Annotated in this window: 25 protein-coding genes; 6 read left to right on the forward strand and 19 right to left on the reverse strand. The window is 57.9% G+C overall.

The window, feature by feature from the left end; translation table 11 throughout:
• Positions 1 to 71 precede the first annotated feature (71 nt).
• The 3 genes from KYE_RS15790 to KYE_RS15800 are packed head-to-tail and all read right to left on the reverse strand — an operon-like array spanning position 72 to position 2,082.
• Positions 72 to 809, reverse strand: a complete 738-nt coding sequence (locus KYE_RS15790; RefSeq protein WP_008175357.1) for an LrgB family protein — start codon at positions 807 to 809, stop codon at positions 72 to 74.
• A complete protein-coding gene (locus KYE_RS15795) occupies positions 802 to 1,182 on the reverse strand; it encodes a CidA/LrgA family protein (protein ID WP_008175358.1) in 381 nt (126 codons plus the stop codon). The genes KYE_RS15790 and KYE_RS15795 overlap by 8 nt, the downstream gene beginning before the upstream one ends.
• Positions 1,183 to 1,197: 15 nt before the next feature.
• On the reverse strand, positions 1,198 to 2,082 hold the full coding sequence (locus KYE_RS15800; protein ID WP_008175359.1) for a bile acid:sodium symporter family protein: 885 nt from the start codon (positions 2,080 to 2,082) through the stop codon (positions 1,198 to 1,200).
• 216 nt (positions 2,083 to 2,298) lie between these two features.
• On the opposite strand from KYE_RS15800, the gene KYE_RS15805 reads away from it, so the two are divergent.
• Complete coding sequence (locus tag KYE_RS15805) at positions 2,299 to 3,768, forward strand: WS/DGAT/MGAT family O-acyltransferase (RefSeq protein WP_008175360.1); 1,470 nt, start codon at positions 2,299 to 2,301, stop codon at positions 3,766 to 3,768.
• Positions 3,769 to 3,780: 12 nt separating this feature from the next.
• Here KYE_RS15805 and KYE_RS15810 read toward each other — a convergent pair whose 3' ends face one another.
• A complete protein-coding gene (locus KYE_RS15810; RefSeq protein WP_008175361.1) occupies positions 3,781 to 4,407 on the reverse strand; it encodes a TetR family transcriptional regulator in 627 nt (208 codons plus the stop codon).
• Positions 4,408 to 4,603: 196 nt separating this feature from the next.
• Between KYE_RS15810 and KYE_RS15815 the strand changes: the two genes are divergently transcribed.
• Both KYE_RS15815 and KYE_RS15820 read left to right on the forward strand, forming a co-directional pair.
• The gene (locus KYE_RS15815; RefSeq protein WP_008175362.1) at positions 4,604 to 5,707 is read left to right on the forward strand and encodes a ferredoxin reductase; all 1,104 of its coding nucleotides are present in this window, start codon (positions 4,604 to 4,606) and stop codon (positions 5,705 to 5,707) included.
• 54 nt (positions 5,708 to 5,761) lie between these two features.
• Positions 5,762 to 6,835: a fatty acid desaturase family protein gene (locus KYE_RS15820; protein WP_008175363.1), complete on the forward strand. Its 1,074-nt coding sequence runs from the start codon at positions 5,762 to 5,764 to the stop codon at positions 6,833 to 6,835.
• A gap of 42 nt (positions 6,836 to 6,877) precedes the next feature.
• Here the strand turns inward: KYE_RS15820 and KYE_RS15825 are convergent, their stop codons facing one another.
• From KYE_RS15825 to KYE_RS15835, 3 genes are read right to left on the reverse strand one after another with little or no spacing between them, the layout of a single operon-like run.
• A complete protein-coding gene (locus KYE_RS15825; protein WP_008175365.1) occupies positions 6,878 to 7,315 on the reverse strand; it encodes an RrF2 family transcriptional regulator in 438 nt (145 codons plus the stop codon).
• A gap of 28 nt (positions 7,316 to 7,343) precedes the next feature.
• Positions 7,344 to 7,736 (reverse strand): YbaN family protein, encoded by a 393-nt coding sequence (locus KYE_RS15830; RefSeq protein WP_008175367.1) that lies wholly within the window; start codon positions 7,734 to 7,736, stop codon positions 7,344 to 7,346.
• Between the two features lie 23 nt (positions 7,737 to 7,759).
• Positions 7,760 to 7,984 carry a hypothetical protein gene (locus KYE_RS15835; protein WP_008175371.1) on the reverse strand — a complete coding sequence of 75 codons (225 nt, stop codon included), beginning with the start codon at positions 7,982 to 7,984 and terminating at the stop codon, positions 7,760 to 7,762.
• A gap of 262 nt (positions 7,985 to 8,246) precedes the next feature.
• Between KYE_RS15835 and KYE_RS22035 the strand changes: the two genes are divergently transcribed.
• From KYE_RS22035 to moaA, 3 genes are all read left to right on the forward strand, one after another.
• Entirely contained in the window at positions 8,247 to 8,921 is a 675-nt protein-coding gene (locus KYE_RS22035) for a hypothetical protein (RefSeq protein ID WP_039882090.1), read from the forward strand.
• A gap of 32 nt (positions 8,922 to 8,953) precedes the next feature.
• Positions 8,954 to 9,343 (forward strand): hypothetical protein, encoded by a 390-nt coding sequence (locus KYE_RS22040; protein WP_039882091.1) that lies wholly within the window; start codon positions 8,954 to 8,956, stop codon positions 9,341 to 9,343.
• 144 nt (positions 9,344 to 9,487) lie between these two features.
• A complete protein-coding gene (moaA, locus tag KYE_RS15850) occupies positions 9,488 to 10,480 on the forward strand; it encodes a GTP 3',8-cyclase MoaA (RefSeq protein WP_008175373.1) in 993 nt (330 codons plus the stop codon).
• A gap of 68 nt (positions 10,481 to 10,548) precedes the next feature.
• Here the strand turns inward: moaA and KYE_RS15855 are convergent, their stop codons facing one another.
• The 12 genes from KYE_RS15855 to narJ all read right to left on the reverse strand — a co-directional run bounded on the left by KYE_RS15855 (position 10,549) and on the right by narJ (position 22,677).
• Positions 10,549 to 11,094, reverse strand: a complete 546-nt coding sequence (locus KYE_RS15855; protein ID WP_008175375.1) for a nitrous oxide reductase accessory protein NosL — start codon at positions 11,092 to 11,094, stop codon at positions 10,549 to 10,551.
• A 14-nt stretch (positions 11,095 to 11,108) separates the two neighbouring features.
• Positions 11,109 to 11,939: an ABC transporter permease gene (locus tag KYE_RS15860; RefSeq protein WP_008175377.1), complete on the reverse strand. Its 831-nt coding sequence runs from the start codon at positions 11,937 to 11,939 to the stop codon at positions 11,109 to 11,111.
• Positions 11,936 to 12,868 carry an ATP-binding cassette domain-containing protein gene (locus KYE_RS15865; protein ID WP_008175379.1) on the reverse strand — a complete coding sequence of 311 codons (933 nt, stop codon included), beginning with the start codon at positions 12,866 to 12,868 and terminating at the stop codon, positions 11,936 to 11,938. The genes KYE_RS15860 and KYE_RS15865 overlap by 4 nt, the downstream gene beginning before the upstream one ends.
• The gene (locus KYE_RS15870) at positions 12,865 to 14,133 is read right to left on the reverse strand and encodes a nitrous oxide reductase family maturation protein NosD (RefSeq protein ID WP_008175381.1); all 1,269 of its coding nucleotides are present in this window, start codon (positions 14,131 to 14,133) and stop codon (positions 12,865 to 12,867) included. The genes KYE_RS15865 and KYE_RS15870 overlap by 4 nt, the downstream gene beginning before the upstream one ends.
• A gap of 225 nt (positions 14,134 to 14,358) precedes the next feature.
• Positions 14,359 to 16,254 carry a TAT-dependent nitrous-oxide reductase gene (gene nosZ, locus KYE_RS15875; RefSeq protein WP_008175382.1) on the reverse strand — a complete coding sequence of 632 codons (1,896 nt, stop codon included), beginning with the start codon at positions 16,252 to 16,254 and terminating at the stop codon, positions 14,359 to 14,361.
• A gap of 64 nt (positions 16,255 to 16,318) precedes the next feature.
• A complete protein-coding gene (gene nosR / locus KYE_RS15880; protein ID WP_081467553.1) occupies positions 16,319 to 18,418 on the reverse strand; it encodes a transcriptional regulator NosR in 2,100 nt (699 codons plus the stop codon).
• A gap of 157 nt (positions 18,419 to 18,575) precedes the next feature.
• Positions 18,576 to 18,977, reverse strand: coding sequence for a hypothetical protein (locus KYE_RS15885; protein WP_008175391.1), 402 nt, complete (start codon positions 18,975 to 18,977; stop codon positions 18,576 to 18,578).
• A gap of 36 nt (positions 18,978 to 19,013) precedes the next feature.
• On the reverse strand, positions 19,014 to 19,400 hold the full coding sequence (locus KYE_RS15890) for a putative zinc-binding protein (protein ID WP_008175393.1): 387 nt from the start codon (positions 19,398 to 19,400) through the stop codon (positions 19,014 to 19,016).
• 43 nt (positions 19,401 to 19,443) lie between these two features.
• Entirely contained in the window at positions 19,444 to 20,193 is a 750-nt protein-coding gene (locus tag KYE_RS15895; protein ID WP_008175395.1) for a Crp/Fnr family transcriptional regulator, read from the reverse strand.
• 171 nt (positions 20,194 to 20,364) lie between these two features.
• Positions 20,365 to 21,171 (reverse strand): peptidylprolyl isomerase, encoded by an 807-nt coding sequence (locus KYE_RS15900; protein WP_008175397.1) that lies wholly within the window; start codon positions 21,169 to 21,171, stop codon positions 20,365 to 20,367.
• 64 nt (positions 21,172 to 21,235) lie between these two features.
• A complete protein-coding gene (narI, locus tag KYE_RS15905) occupies positions 21,236 to 21,913 on the reverse strand; it encodes a respiratory nitrate reductase subunit gamma (RefSeq protein ID WP_039882107.1) in 678 nt (225 codons plus the stop codon).
• A 23-nt stretch (positions 21,914 to 21,936) separates the two neighbouring features.
• Positions 21,937 to 22,677, reverse strand: coding sequence for a nitrate reductase molybdenum cofactor assembly chaperone (gene narJ, locus KYE_RS15910; protein ID WP_008175401.1), 741 nt, complete (start codon positions 22,675 to 22,677; stop codon positions 21,937 to 21,939).
• Between the last annotated feature and the right edge of the window lie 4 nt (positions 22,678 to 22,681).

A 22,681-nucleotide genomic window follows, 5' to 3' on the forward strand; every position in this document is an offset into this window, starting at 1 on the left:
TTCTCTTGATAACGGGTACGCCAGCGATGGGGAAATGGAGTTATCCCATTGAATCCATCGGAAGAGCCGGCTCAGGCGGGGATCCAGGCTTCAAGCAGATCGACCAGCCAGGGCACGAGCAAGGCGGTAGCGAAGGCGGAAAGCGCCATCGCAAGCCCGGAAAAAGCGCCCATCTGCGAACTTACCTGAAATGCCCGGGCGGTCCCGATACCGTGGGCCGCAACGCCCATGGCAATGCCCTTGGCGGTGTCATCGCGAACCCGGATCCATTCAAACAACTTGGTGCCCAGAACGGCGCCCGTAATACCCGTGATGACCACCAATACAGCAGTCAGCGACGGAAGCCCGCCGATTTTTTCGGAAATCCCCATGGCCACCGGTGCCGTTGCCGATTTCGGCGCCAGGGACATCTGGATCTCCGGGGACCCACCCAGAAGCCGAGCCAGGCCAATGGAGCTGCCGGCGGCGATGACAACGCCGCAGAAGAGCGAAATCGTTACCGGCAACCAGAGTTGTCGAAGCCTGGAAAACTGCTGATACAGGGGAACGGCCAACGCCACCGTCGCCGGTCCCAGCAGAAAGTGAACGAACTGACCGCCTTCAAAATAGTCACTGTAGGAGGTGCCGGTGGCCAGCAACAGGATGATGAGCATGGCCACCGATGTGACCACCGGATTGGCCAGCGGATTGGAGTTGGTTTTCAGGTACAGCCGGTAGGCCAGACCATAGGCCACCAGGGTAATGGTCAGTCCGAGGAGCGGGGACGTCGAAAGGTAGACCCAGATGTCTTTCAGACCCGGCTCATTCATCGCCGCCCTCCTTTTCGGCCAGCGGCTTTGCAAACCAGCGGGTGGTCACCTGCATGATCAGCGCGGTGGCGACCATGGTTATCACGGTACTTAACAGCAGCGCCAGGGTTATGGGGACCCACTCGTCGGCGATGCGGCCAAAATGCGCCATCATGCCCACGCCCGCCGGAACGAAAAGAAGCGAGAGATGACTGAGCAAGGCCGTGGACGCCTGATCGACAGACTCCGGCGCCTTGCCCCGTATCATCAAAGTTACGAACAGCATCACCATGCCAAGTACGGGCCCGGGGATGGGAACACCGAGCAAGCGAACTGTAATCTCCCCTATCAACTGGTAGACAAGCAGAAGGGTAATGCCGTTCAGGAACTGCATAACGCAGGACTCCAGTCAGTTTTTGCTCTGTACCGTCGAAATGGGAATGATGCTTCGACCATACATGGCGAGAACAAAGCCGATGGGGAACATCAGCACCCCGTAGACCGCAGCCGGGATCGACATGGCGCTGGATTCCAGCAGAGTCAGAGTGACCATGAGGGCAATGGTGCCGTTCTTTACACCCAGCTCCACCGCCACTGCCAGGGATTCCCGCTGGGTCAGACCCGCCATCCGGCCGGCCGCCAGGCCGAGACCAATACCGGCCAGATTCAACAGGATGGTTGCCGGCCCCGCCTGCTTCAGGAGCTCCCAGATCTGGTCGCGAACACCGTACACCAGCGCCACGATCAGCACCGCCAGCACGATACCGCCGAAGATACTCACAATGCTTTCTGCCTTGCGGGCAACCTCCGGCTTGCGGGTACGAACCACCATCCCGATGGCGACCGGGAAGAGCACGATGCCAATCAGCATGCCCACGGTTTTCCAGACCGGCAGCACAATGTCTTCCTCGGTTCCCATGTAGTACTGAAGGGCAATATTGGTAAACAGCGGCAGGGTAAGAATGGTGATCAGGCTGGCGCTGACGGTCAGTACTATGGAGAGGGCAATGTTCCCCCGCGAGAGCAGCACAAACAGATTCGAGGTGGTGCCTCCAGGGCAGGCAGCGATGATCACCAGTCCGACCGCTATGGCCGGCGGAACCGCCAGCAACGTGGCCAGCATGAAGGCGATGAGGGGCATGACGAGAATCTGGGCAATGGTGCCGACGATCATCCCTTTCGGATACACCGCCACCTGGCGGAAGTCTCGTATCGTCAGGGTCATGCCGATACCGATCATTATGATGAACAGAGCAATCGGCAGACCTGCCGAGATAAGCGGGCTGGATTCCACAACGCCTCCGGATGTTTTTGTTTTTACTGCAACCAACCGATGAAAAGTAGCACACACTCGCCTCTTTCGGGAGACTAAAACGGCAAACGTTTGAGGCGATAAAGCACTGCAAAACCGGGGAACTTTATGACCTGAAACATCGTGTCACGAAGCAGTTGCAAGTATACTTGCAGCAGATAACTAAAATACGTGGATACTGGTGGAGACGCACAAGGAATGAAACGCCTGGGAACGCTGGATGCCTCTTGGCTGGCCGTAGAATCTGAAGACACCCCCATGCATGTGGGCAACCTGCAGATCTTTTCGCTACCGGAGGGCGCCCCTGAAACCTTCCTCCGGGACATGGTGACCCGCATGAAGGAAACCGGCGATGTCGCGCCCCCCTGGGGTTTAAAGCTTGCCTGGTCCGGGCTGTTGGGTCGGGTACTGGCGCCGGGCTGGAAAGTCGACAAGAAAATCGATCTGGATTACCACGTGCGTCACTCGGCACTCCCGCGCCCCGGCGGTGAACGGGAACTGGGCATACTGGTATCGCGCCTGCACTCCAACCCCCTGGATTTTGCCCGCCCACTCTGGGAATGCCACGTTATCGAGGGCCTCGAGAACAACCGTTTTGCGCTCTACACCAAGATGCATCATTCCATGATTGATGGCATCAGTGGTGTACGCCTGATGCAACGGGTACTGACAACCGATCCCGACAAACGGGACATGCCGCCACCCTGGTCGGTTCGGCCGGAGCGCCGTCGCGGCAGCAAATCCGATTCCGAGGCCAGCGTGCCCGGTGCGGTTTCACAGGCCATGGATGCCCTGAAACTGCAGGCAGATATGGCACCGCGTCTGCTGCAGGCGGGCAACCGGCTGGTGCATTCGGTCCGCCACCCCGAGGACGGTCTGACGGCGCCGTTCACCGGGCCCGTCTCCAAGATCAATCATCGGGTCACCGGCCAGCGCCGGTTTGCCACCCAGCATTATCAGCTCGACAGGATCAAGGAACTTGCCCACGTTTCCGGCGCTTCCCTCAACGATATCGTTCTGTACCTGTGCGGAACTGCCCTCAGGCGTTTTCTGCTGGAACAGAATGAACTGCCGGACGCTCCCCTCACCGCCGGCATACCGGTCAACATCCGGCCGTCCGATGACGAAGGGACAGGCACCCAGATCAGTTTCATGATCTCTTCGCTTGCGACCGACGAAGCCGATCCGCTGACCCGCCTGCAAAACATCAAGGCGTCAACGCGAAGGGCCAAAGAGCATTTGCAGAAGCTGCCCAAAAGCGCGCTCACCCAGTACACCATGCTCCTGATGTCGCCTTATATACTGCAGCTGATGTCCGGCCTTGGCGGTCGCATGCGGCCGGTATTTAACGTTACGATCTCCAATGTGCCGGGGCCCCAGAGAACGCTTTACTACGAGGGCGCGAAACTGGAAGCCATGTACCCTGTCTCGCTGATTACTCACGGTGGCGCTTTGAACATCACCTGCCTGAGCTATGACGGTTCACTGAACTTCGGCTATACGGGCTGCAGGGATACCCTGCCAAGCATGCAGAGACTTGCGGTTTACACGGGTGAAGCACTGGACGAACTGGAAAGCCTGATTCTTCCGCCAAAGGCCAAACCGAAAGCTGTGGCCAAGCCCAGTGCGCCACGCAAACAGCCAACGAAAAAGAGTAAAGCGGACTGATACAACGGACAATCAGCCCGCGCTTTGCCAGTGAGCGGCGCCCACGAAAATCAGTTGCAGGAAGCGGGTGGTCCGCTTCCTGATCTGCTCGATCTGGTAGTCGTCTTCGGCGGATACGCCGAGCAGATCAGTCAGGCTGAAGGCGACACTGCGCACCACCAGGTCACAGGTCATGTCCAGATCCTGATCGGTCAGATGGTCCACCAGCCTCAACCTGCGCAGATCATTCGCAAGCTCACTGGCAAAGAAACGCATCTCGCTCCGGATACCTTCCTGCACTGCCCTGCTCTCACCGGCCAGCCCCTGGGCCATGAACAGAAAGAAACTCCGGTTGGCCTGCGCGTGGCTGATAAAGATGGCCACCGACTCTTCAATCAGTTTGTCCGCCTGCAACACATTCGCCCGGGCTTCTCGCATCATCCTGCGTAGCACCAGGCCCAGCTCATCCACAAGCTGCAACCCCAGATCGTCCATATTGCGGAAATGCCGGTAAAACGAGGTTGGTACCACGCCCGCCTGACGGGTCACTTCCCGGATACCCAAGCTGGCGAAATGCCGCCCCTTGCCGACCAGGGTCAATGCCGCGGTCATCAGTTTCTCGCGGGTTTCACCGGGCTTTCTGCGTTGTTTTTCCGCCATCTTTTGTCCGTACCGCCTGCCGTCAACGAATGGTTCACAAGTGTACACATCCGAAAAAATAAAAGTACAGAATGCTTGTCATTTCGAGCCATTACCAGCTGATCCGTTGTCACTTTAATTCTCCGTGTGTACAGTCGTACACATTAGTGAACACTTGTACACATGAATAACCGAAAGCCTCAGGGAGGCAGTCAGCATGTTAGTGAGAAACACCCAGCACAAAGCACTGCAATGGCTCGGCAGGCAGCTGTTCAACCGGAACGATCCAGAGGCATTTTTCGATCCTCTGCTCGAGCACATCAATCCAATGTGGGTACAAGAGTACACACCGGCTCGAGTGGAGCAGGTTCTCTCTGAAACCCATGACACCAAAACCCTGGTTCTGAAACCAGCCCGACGCTGGTCCGGCTTCAGTGCCGGCCAACATGTGCACATCTGTGTTGAAGTTGATGGAGTCCGCCGCAACCGCACATTCAGCCTCTCGAGTTCACCCCTGCTCTGGCGGGAACAGGGATTGGTCACCCTGACCATCAAACGCCTTCCCGGCGGCCTGGTGACCAACTGGCTTCACGATCACCTGCAAACTGGGGCGGTAATCGGTCTGGGCGAAGCCTTTGGTGATTTTCTGATACCAGAACCGGCCCAACCGGTGCTGTTTATTGCCGGTGGCAGCGGCATCACGCCAGTGTTGAGCCAGCTTGAGACCATGGCGGCCCAGGATTACCGGGCACCGGTGACTCTGCTGTATTTCGTCAGAACCCGTGATGACGTTATTGCCCGGGAGAAACTGTTGGCCCTGAAGGCACGCTATAGCGCCCTCACGCTTAATATCATCGCCACCAACGAGTCCAGGGAACCCCGCTACCTGCGTGGCCAGGATCTGGACACAGTGCCAGGCATCAAGGCTCGGCAGGTCTATCTCTGCGGCCCCAAAGGCCTGATGGATCTGGCCCAAGGCCTCCTCTCCGAGAGAGGCTTTGCTGACGCGGATATCCACAGCACGTTCTTTTCAGTGCCAAGTGCCAACCTTGGAAACGAAACACTCGGTGGTGAGGTTCAGTTTGAGAGCAGCCAGATGATGGTCGGTTCCGAGGGCGATGCCACCCTGCTGGAAATCGCCGAGGCCGCCGGACTGACACCGCGCCACGGATGCCGCATGGGCATCTGCCACCAGTGCAGTTGCCGGAAAACCACGGGTACCGTCATCAACCGTCTGACCGGCCAAACTTCCGGCCCCGGCGAGGAGACTGTCCAACTTTGTATCTCCGTTCCCCGCGGCCCGGTCTCACTCGACCTTTAAGAACCCACATCCGATTTTATTGCGGGGCCTGAGCGCACCGCAGGGAGTATGACCATGAAAAAGATGACCGAAGCGCAACTCGCAGAACTTGAAACCGATCTGAACGCGATCCGGGAGGAGGTTCTGGCGGACCTCGGAGAACGGGACGCACGTTACATCCGGAGAATGATCCGGCTGCACCGGAGTCTTGAGGCCGGTGGCCGGATCATGATGCCATTCGGCTTCCTTCCGCCGGTGTTCGTTGCTGCCACGGCAACCCTCGGCATTGCCAAGATCCTGGAAAATATGGAGATCGGTCACAATGTCATGCACGGCCAGTATGACTGGATGAACGACCCGAGCCTGAATTCCCAGACCTACGAGTGGGATACGGTCTGCACAGGTGACTCCTGGCGCCGTACCCATAACTATGAACATCACACCTACACCAACATCATCGGCAAGGACCGTGACTACGGCTACGCCGTCTTACGACTGACCGATGACGAGCCCTGGAAACCCTGGCACACGCTGCAGTTCATCAATTACATTCTGCTGAGCGTGTTCTTCCAATGGGGCGTGGGCCTGCACGAACTTGAAACCGAGAAGCTGCGAAGCCGGGAAATAAGCTGGCGGGAAAAACTGCCGTTCCTGAAGCAATTCGCCCGCAAGGGTGGCCGCCAGGCCTTCAAGGACTACGTTTTCTTCCCGCTGCTTACCTTTCCGGTGGCTCCGATTGTTCTGGCGGGGAATGTGGGCGCCAACCTGATCCGTAATCTCTGGTCATCCACGGTGATTTTTTGTGGCCACTTTACCCAGGATGCGGAAACCTTCACAGAGGAGGAATGCGAGGGCGAGAGCAAGGGCCACTGGTATTTGCGCCAGCTCACGGGGTCCTCAAACTTCACCGGGGGCCGCTGGCTTCATATTCTGAGCGGCCATCTTAGCTACCAGGTGGAACACCACGTGTTCCCGGACCTGCCCGCCCACCGGTATCCGGAGATTTCCGGGAAGGTACAGGCGGTGTGTCGAAAGCACGGCATTCACTACAACACCGGCAGTTTTGCCAAGCAGTACGGCACGGTAGTCAAACGCATACTCCGACATTCACTGCCGGAGAAGTTGATGGGAATGGCCAGAGCGGCCTGACAGGGCTGGAGCGGCCAGGCGCCAAGGGCGCGCCTGGCCGCGTCAGGCTATCTGAAGTAATCTCAAGAGCTGGGGCCTGTGCTGATCCTGGATAACATCGGCCAGAGTGTACTTATCCAGCACTTCCAGGAAGGCCTTCAACGCCTCACCGAACATCGATTTCAGGCCACACACGGGGGTTATCTTGCAGGCGTTCTTGGAGGAAAAGCACTCCACGATGCTCAGGTCCTGCTCGGTTTCCCGTACCAGGATACCGACGTTAATATCCGACGGCGCACGATGCAGACGCATCCCGCCCTTCTTACCCCGGATGGTTTCGATGTAGCCCTTTTTGTTCAGCTGATGCACCACCTTCATGAGGTGGTTTTTGGAGATATCATAGCTATCGGCGATTTCCTGAATGGTCGCCAGACGATCACCCTGCACTGCCAGATAGATCAGTACGCGAAGTGAGTAATCCGTGTAACGGGTGATGTGCATTCAATACTCCAGTCGTGTGTGCAATCGTTCAATAAGAAGGTCGGGTTACCAGATAACAGGCGGTGCCGCACAAAAATACGCCAGAAATGCCCAACACCATCGCTGACGCTCCCAACGCAAACAGCATCCCCCAACTCAGGGCCATCATGCTGCACGCCAGCACCTTCGCCCGTGCCGGCACTGCCCTGCGTGTACGCCACTGATCAATGGCAGGACCAAACCTGGGATGGTCTTCAAGCCACTGAGCAAAAGCCGGAGACCCCTTGCTGGCAAAAAATGCGGCCAGCAGAACGAAGGGTGTTGTGGGCAACAACGGCAGAACCACTCCTGCAGCAGCCAGCGTAATCGAGATATACGCAAGAATACGAAATCCGGTTTTCCCAAAACGATCGCCCATCACGGGGTTCTCACCAAGGTTCATAACTGCATCTATTCTACCGGGATTCAATGGACAGGTCTGCCCAAACGGCTGAGAAAAACCAGACGCGCCACATAGGCCACCTTGATACCGACCGCAAAAACCAGGGTTCCGATATGGGCAGCAATTTGCACAGACAGTGCAAGCGCGCCCGCCAACGGGTATGCAAGCAGAATTGTAACCATCAAACCCAACACTGACAGTCCCAGGGTGCTGTTTGCTGTGAAAAGCCACTTTTCGTATTCACTCATGAATCCACCTATAACATTTACTATAAATACATCTTAATGCTAAGCCGGCACCAGAAAAAAATCAAACCGTAGAAAGTCACCCACCTAAAAACCTTCCCTTACCCATCTACGACTTCCGATATACCCACAAAATAAATTTGACACCTTAAATGCATCAAATCAAAATTCCTGCATAAAGATTTATCTTAAATAAATGTTTAATGAGGAGACAGTGTTATGAAACAGAAAGACGCCTACCCGACCCGACTGGGAGGAGCGCACCATGGCTAAGTACCGCCGCCTCTGGTTTTTGCTGATCGGAATCCTGGCAGTAACCTTCACGCTCCTGGGGTATTTCGGTGCCGAGGTGTACCGCGAAGCACCGCCCATCCCGGATCGCGTTGTGTCCGCCGACGGCGACACCCTGATGACCGAGGAAAGCATTCTTGATGGACAAACTGCCTGGCAGTCCGTCGGAGGCATGCAGCTTGGCTCGATCTGGGGCCACGGTGCCTACCAGGCACCGGACTGGACCGCCGACTGGCTGCACCGTGAACTGGAAACCTGGCTGGAAATCGCAGCCCAGGAAGAGTACGGGCAGGAATGGCACAGCCTCAGCGGGCAGCAGCAGAACGCCCTGCAGTACGACCTGAAAACCGAGTACCGCACCAATACCTACGACGCCGCTACCAGCACTCTGCACCTTTCCGAGCGCAGGAGCGAAGCTATTGCCAGAACAGCCGACTACTACAGCCGACTGTTCAGCGACGCTCCGGAACTGCAGTCAACCCGCGAAAACTACGCCATGAAGGAAAACACCCTGCCCAGCGCCGAGCGGCGCGAGCGGATGACCGAGTTTTTCTTCTGGACTGCCTGGTCTGGGCCTGGGCCTTCCTTCGCAAAGAAGATGAAGAACCACAGGCCCCACTCAAGGACCCGCTCAGCGAGGTTGGGCTGACGCCTTCGCAAAAAGCACTGGGCAAATACCTTTTGCTGGTGGTTGGCCTGTTCACCTTCCAGGTCATGCTGGGCCACCAGGGTTACGAGTATGTAGACCTTGGCCGCCTCTGGCAGATTGGCAAGTTCCTCGGCATCGTGTTCTGGCTGGTGCTGATGCTGTTCACCAGCCTGTTGCCCGTCGGCATCATCCAGTTCATTGCCAGCGCCAGCGAGGGCCTGTGGTACGCACGCAGCGAAGCCTTCATGCAGAGCGATATCCTGCAAACCCTGCGCTGGGTGAGAACCATTGGCGACGTGGTCTTCATCGTCGGCGCCCTCGCCGTCACCTGGCAAATCGTGAAGGGCGTTTTCTTCCCGGATCTGGAGCCGGTTGCCCTCGAAACCGATGAAAGCGGCGCAACCAGCGAGCTCAGCGCCTGAAAAAAAGAGCCCGGGCCAGGGACGGCCCACTCTGAATTACCTGACAGCAGGCTTACCTCCCGAGGGGTATCGGAATTGGTGATCCGATCTGCAATACTTGGTCTATACTCAGGTTAAAAAACAATCGGCAACAGGACCAACCCGATGCCCCAGAACAAGCTGACAGACCGTTTTGGTCGCACCGTCAACTACGTGCGTCTGTCCGTCACTGACCGGTGCGATTTCCGCTGCGTGTACTGTATGGCCGAGGACATGACTTTCCTGCCCCGCCAGCAGGTTCTCACCCTGGAAGAAATCGCCCGCGTTGCCCGCAACTTCGTTGACCTGGGTACCGAAAAAATTCGTCTGACCGGCGGCGAGCCGCTGATACGCAAGGATATCCTGGAGCTGGTAAAGGAGATTGGCACTTACGGTCTGCGCGACTTTGCCATGACCACCAATGGAAGCCAGCTCACCACCATGGCCGAGCCTCTGCGCAAGGCGGGGATGCATCGCCTGAACATCAGCCTGGATTCCCTGGACGCCGACAAATTCCGCAACATCACCCGCACCGGCAAACTGTCACATGTGCTGGACGGTATTGATGCTGCCCGGGAAGCTGGCTTCCGGGGCATCAAGATCAATACAGTGGTGATGAAGGGCCGCAACGACGAGGAGATCCCGGAGCTGATCGAGTTCGCCCGCAAGAAAAAGGTGGATATCAGCTTTATCGAAGAGATGCCGTTGGGTGAGATTTCCGAACACGATCGGGGCCTGGCGCTTTGCACCAGCGAAGAAGTTCGGGACATCATCCGCAAGCATCACGAGCTGGTGCCCGCTACCGAGGATTCCGGCGGTCCCGCCCGTTATTACCGCATGGAAGACAGCGAGACCCGGGTCGGTTTCATTTCTCCCCATTCCCACAACTTCTGTTCTACCTGTAATCGGGTGCGGGTGACCGTCGAAGGTCGGCTGCTGCTGTGCCTGGGTAACGAGCACTCGGTGGATCTGCGCAGGGTGCTACGGGGCAATCCGGTGACTGATGACAAGTTGCGGGAAACCATTATCAATGCCATGGATCTGAAGCCGGAGCGGCATCACTTCTCCAGCAACGGGGATGTGCAGATCCTCCGGTTCATGAACATGACCGGCGGCTAAGCGGCCGGCACAGCAACCAGCACAACAAAAGGGTCAGATGAAAGCTTTCATCTGACCCTTTTTCATTTCTAGTGGTCCATTCCGTCCATACCATCCATACCATGCTTCGCCATGCCGGTATTCAGATGCTCCATGGTGATCGAACTGTATTTCAGAACCTCACCGCCATGTTCCATCATGAACCCGTGGGCGGCTTCCTCGGTCGCAAAGGAGGCAAGCGTCGGCCCCATGGCGCCCGAGCGGTCAGAGCCAACCACGAAGAAAGCGTCCCGGGCGTCGATCAGGGCGGTGTCGTCCGGATGCTCCCACTCGGTCTGGGTCATGTCGTGGACGTAGAGGGTGTGATCACGGTTTTCATTCTCCGGCTGGAGCATCCAGGCGAACATGTCCTTGGTGGAGCAGAACTTACGGACGTGCTGCTCTTTCTCGGTTATGGCCTCACCCTTGGGGCCCGGGAAATTGGAGATCACCATGCCGCAGACGTGGCATTCATCGCCGCTTTCGAAATGCACCGGTTCGGGTTTGGCCATGGTCTGCTCCTCATTGCCCGAACAGGAGGTGAGGGTTATGGCTGCCAGAGCGGCGAGGAGCCAGTTGAGTTTACTTCTGTTCATCGGGACAACTCCGTTCAGATACGGCGGTTTCGGAAAAGTAACAGGGCGCCTGCCAGCGGGATGGCAAACCACAGCACCAGGCCGATCCACAGGCCGGTGGCGCCGATGGGCAGATCGGCACCGAGACTGAGGACGCCGCTGAGCTGGGCGGTATCGCCGAAGGCAACGATATTGAGCAGGCGGTAGACATCCGTGGGATTGAGCATCAACAGCCAGGGCAACAGTTCAGCACTGAACTGGCCTTCGCTGGCCACGAGGGTGCCCAGCAGCATCAGGTCGAAGATCAGCACGAAGAAGAACCAGATCGCCAGGGCCAGGCCGGCGGCGATGGGCTTTTCGCTGACCCGCACACTGATCACGTAGGCAAGGGCAATAAATCCCCATCCCAACAGAACGGTGGAGCCAATAAACCGCAGCATGGCTGCCGCGAGACTGGCGATAGCAACGTTTTCCACCAGCACCGCAATGGCCACGCCGGCAACGCCGAAACCAATCACGGTGGCAAGCGCGAGAGTCAGGCCATGGCCCAGGAACTTTCCGAGTAGCAGCTGGCTTCGGCTAAGAGGGTAAGTCAGCAGTAACAGCAGGGTTCCACCCTCTTCTTCCCCGACGATGGCATCGTAGGCCAGCAGCAGTGCAATCAACGGGATCAGGAAGATTCCAAGGCTCGCGAGACTGGCAATGGTGGCCGGCGTGGAGGCATACCCCACCTGCCCCGAGGCTGCAGCGCCAAACCAGGCAATGCCCAGGGCCAGAGTCGCAAACACGAGGGAAATGGCCATCAGCCAGCGGTTGCGCAGGCTGTCACTGAGTTCCTTGCGGGCAATGGTCCAGATACTGTTCATTGACTGCCTCCCCGGTGGGCCAGGCCACCGGAACCGATAAAGTGCACGTAGATGTCTTCCAGGCTGGGCTGATGAATGCTGAGATCTGCCACTTCCCCCGATGCCATCACTGCATTCAGCAGGGCCATTTTCTCCCTCGGCTGCACATCCACCCGCAGGCGCCCACTATCGGTCTTGATGATCAGGCCACTGCTGCTCGAGGCCCTGTCGATCACATGTTCCAGCGCCGAGATACTGTTGGCTGGTTCCAGAGACAGGGTTACCGGCATATTCGCCTGCCGCCTCAGTGCGGCCAGATCGCCAGCGGCCTTCAGTGCGCCATCGGTGAGAATGGCCGCACGATCGATGTAAGGCTCGACACCGGGCAGGACATGGGAACACAGCACAATGCCCGTGCCCCCATCACGCAGCTCCCGGAGCAACCGGTACAGGTCTGCCGTGGCGACCGGATCCAGCCCCACCGTAGGCTCGTCCAGCATCAGCAGCCTGGGCTTACCCAACAGCGCCTGGGCCAGACCAAGACGCTGGCGCATGCCTTTCGAGTAGGTCTTGGTGCGGGCACCCATCGCATCGCCAAGGCCAACCTGTTCGAGCAGTTGCGGCACCTGTTGCAGGGACGCGCCCTTCAACCGGGCGAAATGGTTCAGAATCTCCCGACCGGTCAGCTGCGGATAGAACATCACGTTCTCCGGCAGGTAACCGATGTGCTGGGTTACCTGCGGATCGCCGGCATGGCCGCCAAGCACGGAAACCGATCCCTGGTTGGGGTTCATGAGCCCCAGGATCAGCTTGATACAGGTTGTCTTACCGGCCCCGTTATGGCCGAACAACCCCAGAATCTCCCCCGGCTCCAGAGTCAGGTCGATCCCCGTAAGGACCGGGCTCTTGTCGTACCGGTAACTCACATTCTCAAGACGAAAACAGCTCATCGGTTCTCCGGTTGAAGCTCTGCGGGCATCCGCATCAGGGGATGGGAATCGGTCACACCGGCGGACTTGACCACCGGAAACGCAGCCTGCACCCAGCGCAGGGTATCCACCGCCGGGCTGAACATCAGAACCTTGGCTTCCGGGTATTTCCACAGCAGCCGGTCCACGTTGTCATTGGGCTCATAGGGCACATCGCCAACGCCATCCTGATCCCGGTCCCAGCCCAGGTAATCACTCCAGTAATTGCCCTTACCGTCACTGGACCACTCCTGCGTGCGGGTGGCGACATACTTCACCTGACGCTGATTGTTCACGAACGCGTTGCCAAAAACCTCGTTGTCTTCCGAACCCGCCGTCAGATGAATTCCGATATTACTGTCGGCAAAGACATTGCCTTCAAAGGTGTTGTACAGCGAGTTGTAGATAAACACCGCCTTACCTTCAGCCCCCTCAATGGCAACACCGGCGGTCTGCCCCTGGGACACGCCCGTCACCACGTTCCCCCGCAGCTCTGACTGAGTAATGAAATTCATCAGAATCCCGTAGTTCTCATCATTAACCGACCGGTTGTTAATCACCTTCAGACGCTTGCTCTGCATCAGCGCATAACCGGTTCGCGTGTTACGGGTGACATTGTTCTCCAGCAGATTATTCATCGAGTACATGTAATGGATGCCATAACGCAGATCCGCCATCTCATTGACCCGGATCGTATTGTTATTCGCCGTCTCCATATAAATCGCATCCCGCGTCCGACGGATGTCATTGCCTTCAATCAGCGCGCCGGTGGTATTGAACAGATGAATCCCATTGCCCCGGTCATTCGGACGCAGACTGTCATCACCGCGAATCCGATTATCGCGGACCGTCACATCCGGCGTTGCATCCAGCCACACCCCGAACGCCGGCCCCTGCAAACGATTGTTCTCAACCACCGCGCCCCTGGCCTCCCGAGCCACAAAAATCCCCGCATCCAGCTCGTTCAGATTGCTGCCCCAGTTGCGAACGGCACATCCGGAAAACGTCACCCTCTCGGCGACGATATCCACCGCATTGCCCTGCCCGCCGGGGTCAATCACCGTCTCGGCATGGCAAGACACAGACACCCCGGGCACCCGGATTGCCAGAGACGAAATCTGTTCAGGGGGAAGCTCAAAGCTCGCGCCCGGTTCCAGGGCATCAAGCTGTTCTTGCAGGTCCGCTTGCGCGGTCAGCGATAACAGAGCGACTGTCAGGGCCACTCCATAACGCAAAATTCGATACATCAACGTTTCTCAAGAGTAAGGAAATTGGCGAACTGCACTTTACTTCGAGCAAATCGATGGCAAAGGGCTTTCCGAAACCGTAGAGGGCCATGGATGGCCCGATCCGAGCCCTACAGGGACGTACTCGCGGGCGTGTTTCGGAAAGCCCTTTGCCATCGGTTTGCCACACCCAAGCAGCAGGCTTGCCAGGGCCCGATCATCAGGCCCCGGCAAGACCGACCTAAATCAGGCCTTCTCTACAATCATGCGACCGCGCATCTCCATATGCAGCGCATGACAGAACCAGTTGCAGTAGTACCAGTGCACCCCGGGACGATCCGCCTTGAAGGTCACCGAAGCCGTCTGCTGCGGACTGACCTCCATGCTCACACCATGGTTCACCATACAGAAACCGTGGGTCACATCCTCAATGGTGTCCAGGTTGGTCACATACACGGTCACCTCATCACCCTGCTTCACCTTGAACTCCGTCATCCCGTACTGCGGCGCAATTGAGGTCATGTAAACACGAACCTTGTTGCCATCGCGGATAACCTTGTTGTCGGCTTCCAGAGTAACGCCATCCTTCTTGGCCTGCTCAACGGCAGAGGCAAAGAACGGATCGTCACGATCGTAGATCTTCCTGGTCTTGATCTGATCACGACGGACCAGAATGCAGTCGTGGGGCTCGGCGAAGGCCGGGCCATCGTGAACCAGCTTCATCTCCTCGCCGGAGATATCGATCAGCTGGTCGTTCTCCGCATGCAAAGGTCCAACCGGCAGGAACCGGTCCTTGGAGAACTTCGACAGCACCACCAGCCACTTGCCATCGGCATCCCGGGATTCGGTCAGAGACGCGTGGTTGTGGCCCGGCTGATAATGCACATCCAGCTTCTGGCGGATGTAGTTCACGTCCTCGCCGTTGTAGTGCCTGATGGCATCGGCAATGTTCCACTTGCACACCTGGCTGTCGATAAACAGAGTGGTGTAGGCGTTACCCCGACCGTCGTATGTGGTGTGCAGGGGCCCAAGACCCAGCTCTGGCTCACCCACCACGGTATCACGGGGCTCAATCGCTCCGTCGAACAGGTCATCCAGCTTCTCGATCGAAATAATGGTGACCGTTGGCGACAACTTGCCATTGGCAATAAAGTACTTGCCGTCCGGGGAGGTATTCAGGCCATGCGGGTTCTTGGGAACCGGGATGTAGCGGGTCAGGTCCGAGCCTGCACGACCGTCCACCACAGGCACCTTGGAGTCGCCCAGGGTCTTGTAGTTACCGTCCCGGACTGCCTTCTCGATGCGCTCGATGTTGAACACGACGGCCCAATCCCGATCGTTGCGCATGGTGCCGGCCAGATCCAGTGCCTTCTCCGAGTTGTAGCAGGTGGCACAGGCGTATTTGCCGGTGTAGTCTGCATCGGTGTTGTCCAGGTTGCCATCCACAATCACCTGGAAGGCCACTTCCATGGTTTCCGCGTCCACCGCATTGAACATGGTATAGCTGTTTTCAAGGCTGGTATCGCTGCCGTCGTTCGGGTGCGGGATCACGTATTCCCCGTTACAGAAGACGTACTTGGTCTTCGGCACCTTCTGCAGCCGCAGACCATGGATGGCCTGAACGTTGGGAATGGCGGTGATCTTGTCACACTTCATGATGTCCAGACGGATACGGGCAACCCGGGTATTGGCCTTGTCATTGATGAACAGATACTTGCCATCGTAACGGCCATCCGTCATGGAAATATGCGGGTGGTGGGAGTCACCGTTCAGGTGGGTATTGTCATGGCCCAATACGTCTTTGCTCTCGTTGCTAATCCCCCAGCCTGTCGCAGAATCCACGTTGAACACGGGGATACGCATGAGTTCCCGCATGGATGGGATGCCCAGGACCCGTACTTCACCGGAGTGACCACCACTCCAGAAACCGTAGTACTCGTCCAGTTCGCCGGGGTGCACAACGTATTTATTGCGGGCTTCTTCGGCGGCAGCCGCGAACGATTCCCGTGACATCACTGCAGCACCAAGGCCGGTTGCCCCGGCAACACCGGCGAGTGCCGCGGCACCCATGAACCGGCGGCGACTCTGCCCGCTCTCGGGAAGCGCCTGGGTATCCTTGGTCAGATCATCTCTTTTTTTCATAACATCCAACTCCGTTATTGGTAATGGCGGTTTTGCTTCTCGTGCTTTCTTTTTATGGGACTACTCAAGACACCTGAACCACGGGTATTTCCTCCGGGTGGCCTGGTGCGTTATGGCCACGGCGCTTGCCGCGTCGCTTGACGATCAGCGGTGGGCACTTGTGGTCATCGAAATAGGTCATCTGGCAGTCCAGGCAGTAATGGCATTCCATGTAGTTGATGTGGCCGTCCGGGTGGATCGCCTGAACTTCACACTCGTGATCGCACAGCCGGCAAGGATTGCCACATTCCTTGCGGCGTTTGAGCCAGTCGAACACTCGCAGTTTGCTTGGCAGTGCCAAAGCCGCGCCCAGCGGACACATGTAGCGGCAAAACACTTTGCGGGTGAACAGGTTGACCACCAGTAGCAACACGGCGTAAGTCACGAAAGGCCAGCTGCGATCAAACTTCAGGGTGATGGCGGTCTTGAACGGCTCCACCTCTGCAAGCCGTTCGGCGGTCGCCATGGAATCCAGCGACACTCCGAACAACACAAGCAGAATGATGTACTTGATGGCCCATAGCCGCTCGTGCACGGCAAAAGGCACGGTGTATTGGGGTACTTTCAGCTTGCGGGCAATTTCGTTCAGCAGTTCCTGCAGCGCGCCGAACGGGCACAACCACCCACAGTAAACCGCCCGGCCCCAGAGCAGGATGATGCCTGCCACCACGGCCCAGAGAATGAAAATCACCGGGTCGATCAGGAAGGTTTCCCAGCTGAAGCCACTGATCAGGCTGTTCACAAACGTGAGCACGTTGACGATGGACAGCTGCCCCATGGCAAACCAGCCGATGAAGAACAGGGTGTAGGTCAGAAATGCGTGGCGGATCCAACGCATGATTCTGGGTTTTTTCACCAGCCAGTCCTGGAAGAACAGGATAAACATCAGCACGCCGATACCAATACCGAGCACCACAATCTGGAACTCCCGCTGGTACCACACCTGCACCCACATGGGCTGGCTCTCCAGCCATTCTTCCTCGGAGACAACTGTCTCCGGACGGGTGTAATACTGCTCCGGCAGCTGGTACTCCAGCGGGAATACCTGGAATTCGCTGTCCAGCGGCCCGGTCTGGCGCTTCACCGTGAGCTCGAGTGTCCACGGTGTACCGGGATCGAAGTTGTATTGCTGGCGAATGATGAAGATCGCCATCTCCGTGAATTCCGGCATGCCCTCGGCATAGACGTCGCTTAGCCGGTAGAAATCCAGGTCACGGAAATTGAAGGTGTCGCCGAACTGACGGATCTGGATGCGATCGAAGATGCCGCCGCGAACATAACCTGACCCCTTGAAGGAGTATTCACCGTTGGCCATCACGGCAATGGCATGCTCGCCTTCCTCCAGCTCGGATGTCAGCCACTGGTACTGGCTTTCGCCCAGCAGATTCCGGCCGATGGTGGGCGCATCCAGGTAAGCGGCATACAGATCAATCAGCGGCTCTTTGCGTTCCTCCGGGCCAGCGGTATCAACGCCCTCGGCTTCCGTCCCCTTGAAGGAATCATCCACCTGGCCCTTGATAAGCATCAACCGGCGCACAGAGCCGTCACCGGTCAGTTCCTGCCAGGTTTTCTCCTCGAAGGCCTGTTTGTCGACGGTGGCCACCGGCGGACGGGTCCCATCCTCGCCCTCAACCATGCCCAGTTCCACGGCCACCCGATGGGCGGTGCGCATGATCACTTCATTGATCACCATCACGGTCACCGTGGCACCGGACAATCCGTCCACAGCCACCTTTCGTTCCGAAGAGGTTCCGCCCACGGTTACCCGCTGGTCCGCTTTGAGGCCCGTGTACTGATCGGTAAAGGCGTGCATTTTGCTTTCGGGTATGCCCACCAGGAGAATGGGTTCGTCGTGGTGGATTACCTTGGCGGCCTTGATGGTGCCTTCGGCATCCAGCACCACCATGGCATTGACCGGCTTGCCCGAGTAGGCGGGGGTCTGGACAAAATCCAGTGACTGATAGGCGTAGCCCACCAACTCCTTACGGACGTAGAGCTCCTGGATGGCCCGATTGCCTTTCCGGGGAATCACCCGGGTGACATCGGGAAACGCCTGCTCAATGACCTGACGACCGGCAACGGGCTCATACTTGGACAGAGGCGCTGCATCCAGGGCCATGGCCATGATCGACGCGAAAAAGACAAAAGCGAAGCGGGAAAAAACGGACACAGAAGACTCCCTGAGAAAAAGCGCCTTATTGCTTCAGCCTAGGCAAATTAGAGGAAAATCAAATACCTCTTATTGAATACACCTGGCGGAGGAACTGATCGACTTCACGCTGTCAGCCCAGGCTGACAGCGTTTCCGTATGAATCGAGAGGGAGGTAATTACTTATATGGCCGAGGCGGATGGACTCCACCATCATGGTCAGCGGCTGCTGCGCCTCATCGGTGGATGGGGGCGTGCCACCGCGGCCGGACATGGCGGCGACGAACACCACATCCCAGGACTGGCCTGTGGCCCGGGATTCTTCTTGCAAGGCCCCGAAATCCGGTGCCTCTTCGGGCGTCTTGTCGACGCAGATCACCGGCGTCAGGGCGCCGCCTTCACCGCGCTCAAAAGCGGCTCTTTCTTCCGGGGAGGCCTCGTCCGGCAACTCTGCCCGGCAGAAAACGAATAGCAGGCGCTGGGGCTCCTGCTGGCTGTGGGAGGCCTGAATCAGGTCACTGTAACTGCTGATCATCTTGGTGAATCCTTACTGGTACCGGGCCGCTGCGATTTACGCGTGGCGGGCAATGAGCTGGTCGGACGAGGTGAGCCTGCGAACTTCGTCGCAGACTTCTTCCACGGCATCTTCGCCGTAGCTCTGTCCATAATGTTTCTTGAAGCCGAAGTCGTAGAGCCGGACATGCTCATCGGGCTCCACACCGATGTTCTCGAGACAGGCCCGGGCACAGTGCAACGGGCAGCCATCAATAACCGTGATCGGGCGACCGGATCTGGCGGTTTTCACCAGGGACGGCACCTTGCCGCCAACGCCCGAGATGCAGGACATTTCGAATTCGCCGGCATGGTCCAGACTTACCGCCACATTGTTGGCCAGCTGCGCCACGTCAGAGCAGCCGGAACACGAGTAAATCAGTGGACGTTGCTTTCTCGCGGTCACGTGTCCTCCTTTCCCAAAAGCCTGGAGGCTTGAATGCGTTCAGTTACTGGCTGATCTCAATCAGGCGCTGGGGGTCTGAAATAAACAATCGGCTTCGGTTAACCCGAACCAGGCCGTTGGCTTTCAGATCCGCCAGAATCCGGGAGAAGGTTTCCGGCTGCATGGCCAGCCTGGAGGCCACCAGGCACTTGGGTAGCGGCAACTCGACTTCTCCACCCTCATCTGCGCCATTGGGCAGCAGGTCGATCAGGTAGCGGATCAGGCGGTCACGGGCGTTCTGTACGGTCATGATTTCCAGGTCGTGGAACCGGGAAACCGCGCGTTTGGCGTAATGCCGCAGGGCTGCCTGGGCGTATTTCGGGTTGCTTTCCAGCATGTCCTGGTAGGCTTTCACGGGGATCATCAGAACCTCGCTGGATTTCAGGGCCTCGGCGTAGCAGGCATACCGGGGCGGATCGGCATAGATCATGACTTCGGCGAAGCAGTCGCCAGGGGCGATGCTGTCGAGGGTTCGGTCGATTCCCGAGGAGTCCAGGCGGTACAGGCGCAAGCGGCCGGAGATCACGAAGAAGAAATGGTGCGCCGGCATGTCCTGGCGATAGAGCAGCTGGTGATGGCCAAGGCGGATTCTTCGGGATTGCTGGATCAGGTGCTGCAGGTCTTTGCCATTGAGTTCCGAGAACAGTGGATGGCTGCGCAGGGCCTGGAGGCCGTCTTCGTCGTCAAAGGGTTTGTTGACGGCGACGAGCACGGGTTTGGTGTAGCGGGTTTCGGCCGTTTGGGTCAGTGCCATTGGTGTATCCTCTCTGCATGTTAATGCATCCAAAATTATATTTTTAATAGTAGAGGGATACTGGTTCAAAATCGCTCCCCCCATGGGGGTAATAGGGGGATTATTCGGGAGTAATTGATCTAACTCAAAGATTTTCATTTTTAGCCAGCTTGGCGTTTGGGCTTGCGCCTTTTACTGCATCAGGGGAGAGTCTGGAAGTTCCAGATCGACACCTTCTACACCAGTTTCAGCAGCCAGAACCTGCAGGTACTGGCGGAACGCTCTTCTGGTCACGCTTTCGCTCAGGTACTGCCGGATCTGGGGCTTCACGTGCTCGTAGGGCAGCTGCTCGCCGTCAATGCGTTGGTCGACGCGGACGATGTGCCAGCCGTAACGGGTTTCGATCAGTTCCGGGTTGAGTCCTTCCTGGAGTGCAAGAACCGGGCGTTCGAATTCGTCCACTGTCTGGCCCTTGCTGATCTGGCCGAGGCTGCCGCCCTGGTGGCGGGATTCGCAGGCAGAGTATTGTTTGGCCAGTTCGGCGAACTGGGAGCGGCCGTCGATGAGGGACGACAGCAGCTGTTGGCCGGCTTCTTCCTGGCGGATGCGTTCCTGGACGTCGTCCGGGGCAGCAGCGAGGAGGATGTGGCTGACGGCCATCAGCGTTGGGCTGCGGAAGCGGGCCGGGTTGGCGTTATAGAAGCGTTCGCAGTCCTGTTCGGTGGGGTCCGGGACGTTGAGTTCGAGTTCCAGTACCCGGGCAATGCGGTCTTCCTCGTCGGCGATGTCGTCGAGCTTGAGGCGGCTGGCCTGTTGCAGGAGGAGCTCGCGGATGACGAGGCTTCTGGCAGCGTCGTGCCAGGCTTCGGCCACTTCTTCGGCCGGGTGGTGCTGCATTTCCCGGGCGATGTCGTCTTCGCCGATGAGGGTTTCACCCACGGTGACCGGCGGGAACTGGTTTCTGGGCTTTTCGGCGTCGCCGACGGGGATGAGTTGCATAGCAATAACCTCAGTAAACATGGGGTCAGACGAACGCTTTCATCTGACCCCGTTTTCATTTGCATCAAGCGCGCTTGCGAACCACCTGGTACTTCCGTCCGAAATACTCCACCGGCACACTGAGCATGTGCACCAGTCGGGTAAACGGGAAGAGTACGAAGATGGTCAGGCCCAGGAAGATGTGGGTCTTGTAGATCCAGTGCACGTCGGCAATGTAGCCGGCCACGCCGCCCTGGAGGGTGACAATGCCCTGGGCCCAGGCAGAGAACTTGAGCATGGTGCTGCCATCCAGGTGACCCATGGTGGGCAGAATGGTCAGCAGGCCGAGTGCCAGCTGAATGACAAGGATGACGATGATCATGTTGTCCGCAAAGGTGCTGCTGGCCTTGATACGTGGATCAGTCAGACGACGCCAGGCGAGCATGCCACCGCCAATGATAGCCATGATGCCGGCAATACCACCCACCACGATCGCCATGATCTGCTTGGTGCCGGGTGTCATGAACGGCTCGTAGAACGCGTGCGGTGTCAGCAGGCCCACCAGATGGCCGAAGAAGATCACCAGTACGCCGACGTGGAACAGCACGCTGGCCATCACCATGTTTTTCTTGCGCAACATCTGGCTGGAATGGGCTTTCCAGGTGAACTGGCCCTGGTCGTAACGGGCCCAGGTGCCGATCACGAGGATCGCGATAGCAATGTAGGGATAAACCCCGAACAGTAGTGTATTGAGATAGGACATCATTTCCGTTTCCTCCTGCGCCCTCAGGCGCGCCCTGCCTGACGGGGTGTTGCGTCCGTCATCAGCTGATCACTCAGGTGAATGGTCTGGGTCTGTTCCAGTTCCCGGCGGCGTTGGCCTACAACACTGCCGGTACTGCAGGAGCTGCCCTGATCATCAACAAACTTCACCATTTCCTCTTCCCAGACCTTGTCCAGAGCCTCCGGGGTGTCGTCGCGCTCTTCCGAGGCGACGATCCGGGCCAGCTCCTGGCGGTTTGCCGCACGCCCGGAGAGGGTCAGCAGCGAATCCATCACCACGTGATAGAAGCTTTCCCGCTGGTACAGACGCTCACCCAGCAAGCCCAGGATGTGGTGGATGTCCTCCAACCAGTTCCGGATCTCGTCCCAGGGTCGGGTTGAGAGGTATTCCAGGAACAGTGGCAGGTAGTCCGGCAGTTCCCTGGCGTCGATTTCCAGACCGTTGCTGCGATATTCTTCCATCAGGTCCACCATGGCCTGGCCACGGTCGCGGGATTCCCCGTGCACGTGCTCGAACAGCAGCAGGGACGTGGCCCGGCCCTTGTCGAACATACCCACGTAGTTCTCCTGCATGTCCAGAAGGTCGCCATCGCAGACCATTTCCACGCAGCGCAGCAGTTGCTCCTTGTTCTGCCTCGGCAGCCGGCTGTCCTCAAGGACAGCGGCAATCAGGGCATCTTTGGAGGCCTGGAGTTCTTCGGTCGGGTACTCGAGCACCCGGGCCAGTACTTTTAAGAGTTGCATCTTG

The organism is Marinobacter manganoxydans MnI7-9 (assembly GCF_000235625.1).
In the GTDB taxonomy this organism is placed as follows: domain Bacteria; phylum Pseudomonadota; class Gammaproteobacteria; order Pseudomonadales; family Oleiphilaceae; genus Marinobacter; species Marinobacter manganoxydans.

What these genes read in the sequence shown, in the direction of transcription:
- KYE_RS15790 (WP_008175357.1), bottom strand. Translation starts at nt 809, where the DNA reads ATGAATGAGCCGGGTCTGAAAGACATCTGGGTCTACCTTTCGACGTCC.
- KYE_RS15795 (WP_008175358.1), bottom strand. Translation starts at nt 1,182, where the DNA reads ATGCAGTTCCTGAACGGCATTACCCTTCTGCTTGTCTACCAGTTGATA.
- KYE_RS15805 (WP_008175360.1), top strand. Translation starts at nt 2,299, where the DNA reads ATGAAACGCCTGGGAACGCTGGATGCCTCTTGGCTGGCCGTAGAATCT.
- KYE_RS15810 (WP_008175361.1), bottom strand. Translation starts at nt 4,407, where the DNA reads ATGGCGGAAAAACAACGCAGAAAGCCCGGTGAAACCCGCGAGAAACTG.
- KYE_RS15815 (WP_008175362.1), top strand. Translation starts at nt 4,604, where the DNA reads ATGTTAGTGAGAAACACCCAGCACAAAGCACTGCAATGGCTCGGCAGG.
- KYE_RS15820 (WP_008175363.1), top strand. Translation starts at nt 5,762, where the DNA reads ATGAAAAAGATGACCGAAGCGCAACTCGCAGAACTTGAAACCGATCTG.
- KYE_RS15825 (WP_008175365.1), bottom strand. Translation starts at nt 7,315, where the DNA reads ATGCACATCACCCGTTACACGGATTACTCACTTCGCGTACTGATCTAT.
- KYE_RS15830 (WP_008175367.1), bottom strand. Translation starts at nt 7,736, where the DNA reads ATGAACCTTGGTGAGAACCCCGTGATGGGCGATCGTTTTGGGAAAACC.
- KYE_RS15835 (WP_008175371.1), bottom strand. Translation starts at nt 7,984, where the DNA reads ATGAGTGAATACGAAAAGTGGCTTTTCACAGCAAACAGCACCCTGGGA.
- KYE_RS22035 (WP_039882090.1), top strand. Translation starts at nt 8,247, where the DNA reads ATGGCTAAGTACCGCCGCCTCTGGTTTTTGCTGATCGGAATCCTGGCA.
- moaA (WP_008175373.1), top strand. Translation starts at nt 9,488, where the DNA reads ATGCCCCAGAACAAGCTGACAGACCGTTTTGGTCGCACCGTCAACTAC.
- KYE_RS15855 (WP_008175375.1), bottom strand. Translation starts at nt 11,094, where the DNA reads ATGAACAGAAGTAAACTCAACTGGCTCCTCGCCGCTCTGGCAGCCATA.
- KYE_RS15860 (WP_008175377.1), bottom strand. Translation starts at nt 11,939, where the DNA reads ATGAACAGTATCTGGACCATTGCCCGCAAGGAACTCAGTGACAGCCTG.
- KYE_RS15865 (WP_008175379.1), bottom strand. Translation starts at nt 12,868, where the DNA reads ATGAGCTGTTTTCGTCTTGAGAATGTGAGTTACCGGTACGACAAGAGC.
- KYE_RS15870 (WP_008175381.1), bottom strand. Translation starts at nt 14,133, where the DNA reads ATGTATCGAATTTTGCGTTATGGAGTGGCCCTGACAGTCGCTCTGTTA.
- nosZ (WP_008175382.1), bottom strand. Translation starts at nt 16,254, where the DNA reads ATGAAAAAAAGAGATGATCTGACCAAGGATACCCAGGCGCTTCCCGAG.
- nosR (WP_081467553.1), bottom strand. Translation starts at nt 18,418, where the DNA reads ATGGCCATGGCCCTGGATGCAGCGCCTCTGTCCAAGTATGAGCCCGTT.
- KYE_RS15885 (WP_008175391.1), bottom strand. Translation starts at nt 18,977, where the DNA reads ATGATCAGCAGTTACAGTGACCTGATTCAGGCCTCCCACAGCCAGCAG.
- KYE_RS15895 (WP_008175395.1), bottom strand. Translation starts at nt 20,193, where the DNA reads ATGGCACTGACCCAAACGGCCGAAACCCGCTACACCAAACCCGTGCTC.
- KYE_RS15900 (WP_008175397.1), bottom strand. Translation starts at nt 21,171, where the DNA reads ATGCAACTCATCCCCGTCGGCGACGCCGAAAAGCCCAGAAACCAGTTC.
- narI (WP_039882107.1), bottom strand. Translation starts at nt 21,913, where the DNA reads ATGTCCTATCTCAATACACTACTGTTCGGGGTTTATCCCTACATTGCT.
- narJ (WP_008175401.1), bottom strand. Translation starts at nt 22,677, where the DNA reads ATGCAACTCTTAAAAGTACTGGCCCGGGTGCTCGAGTACCCGACCGAA.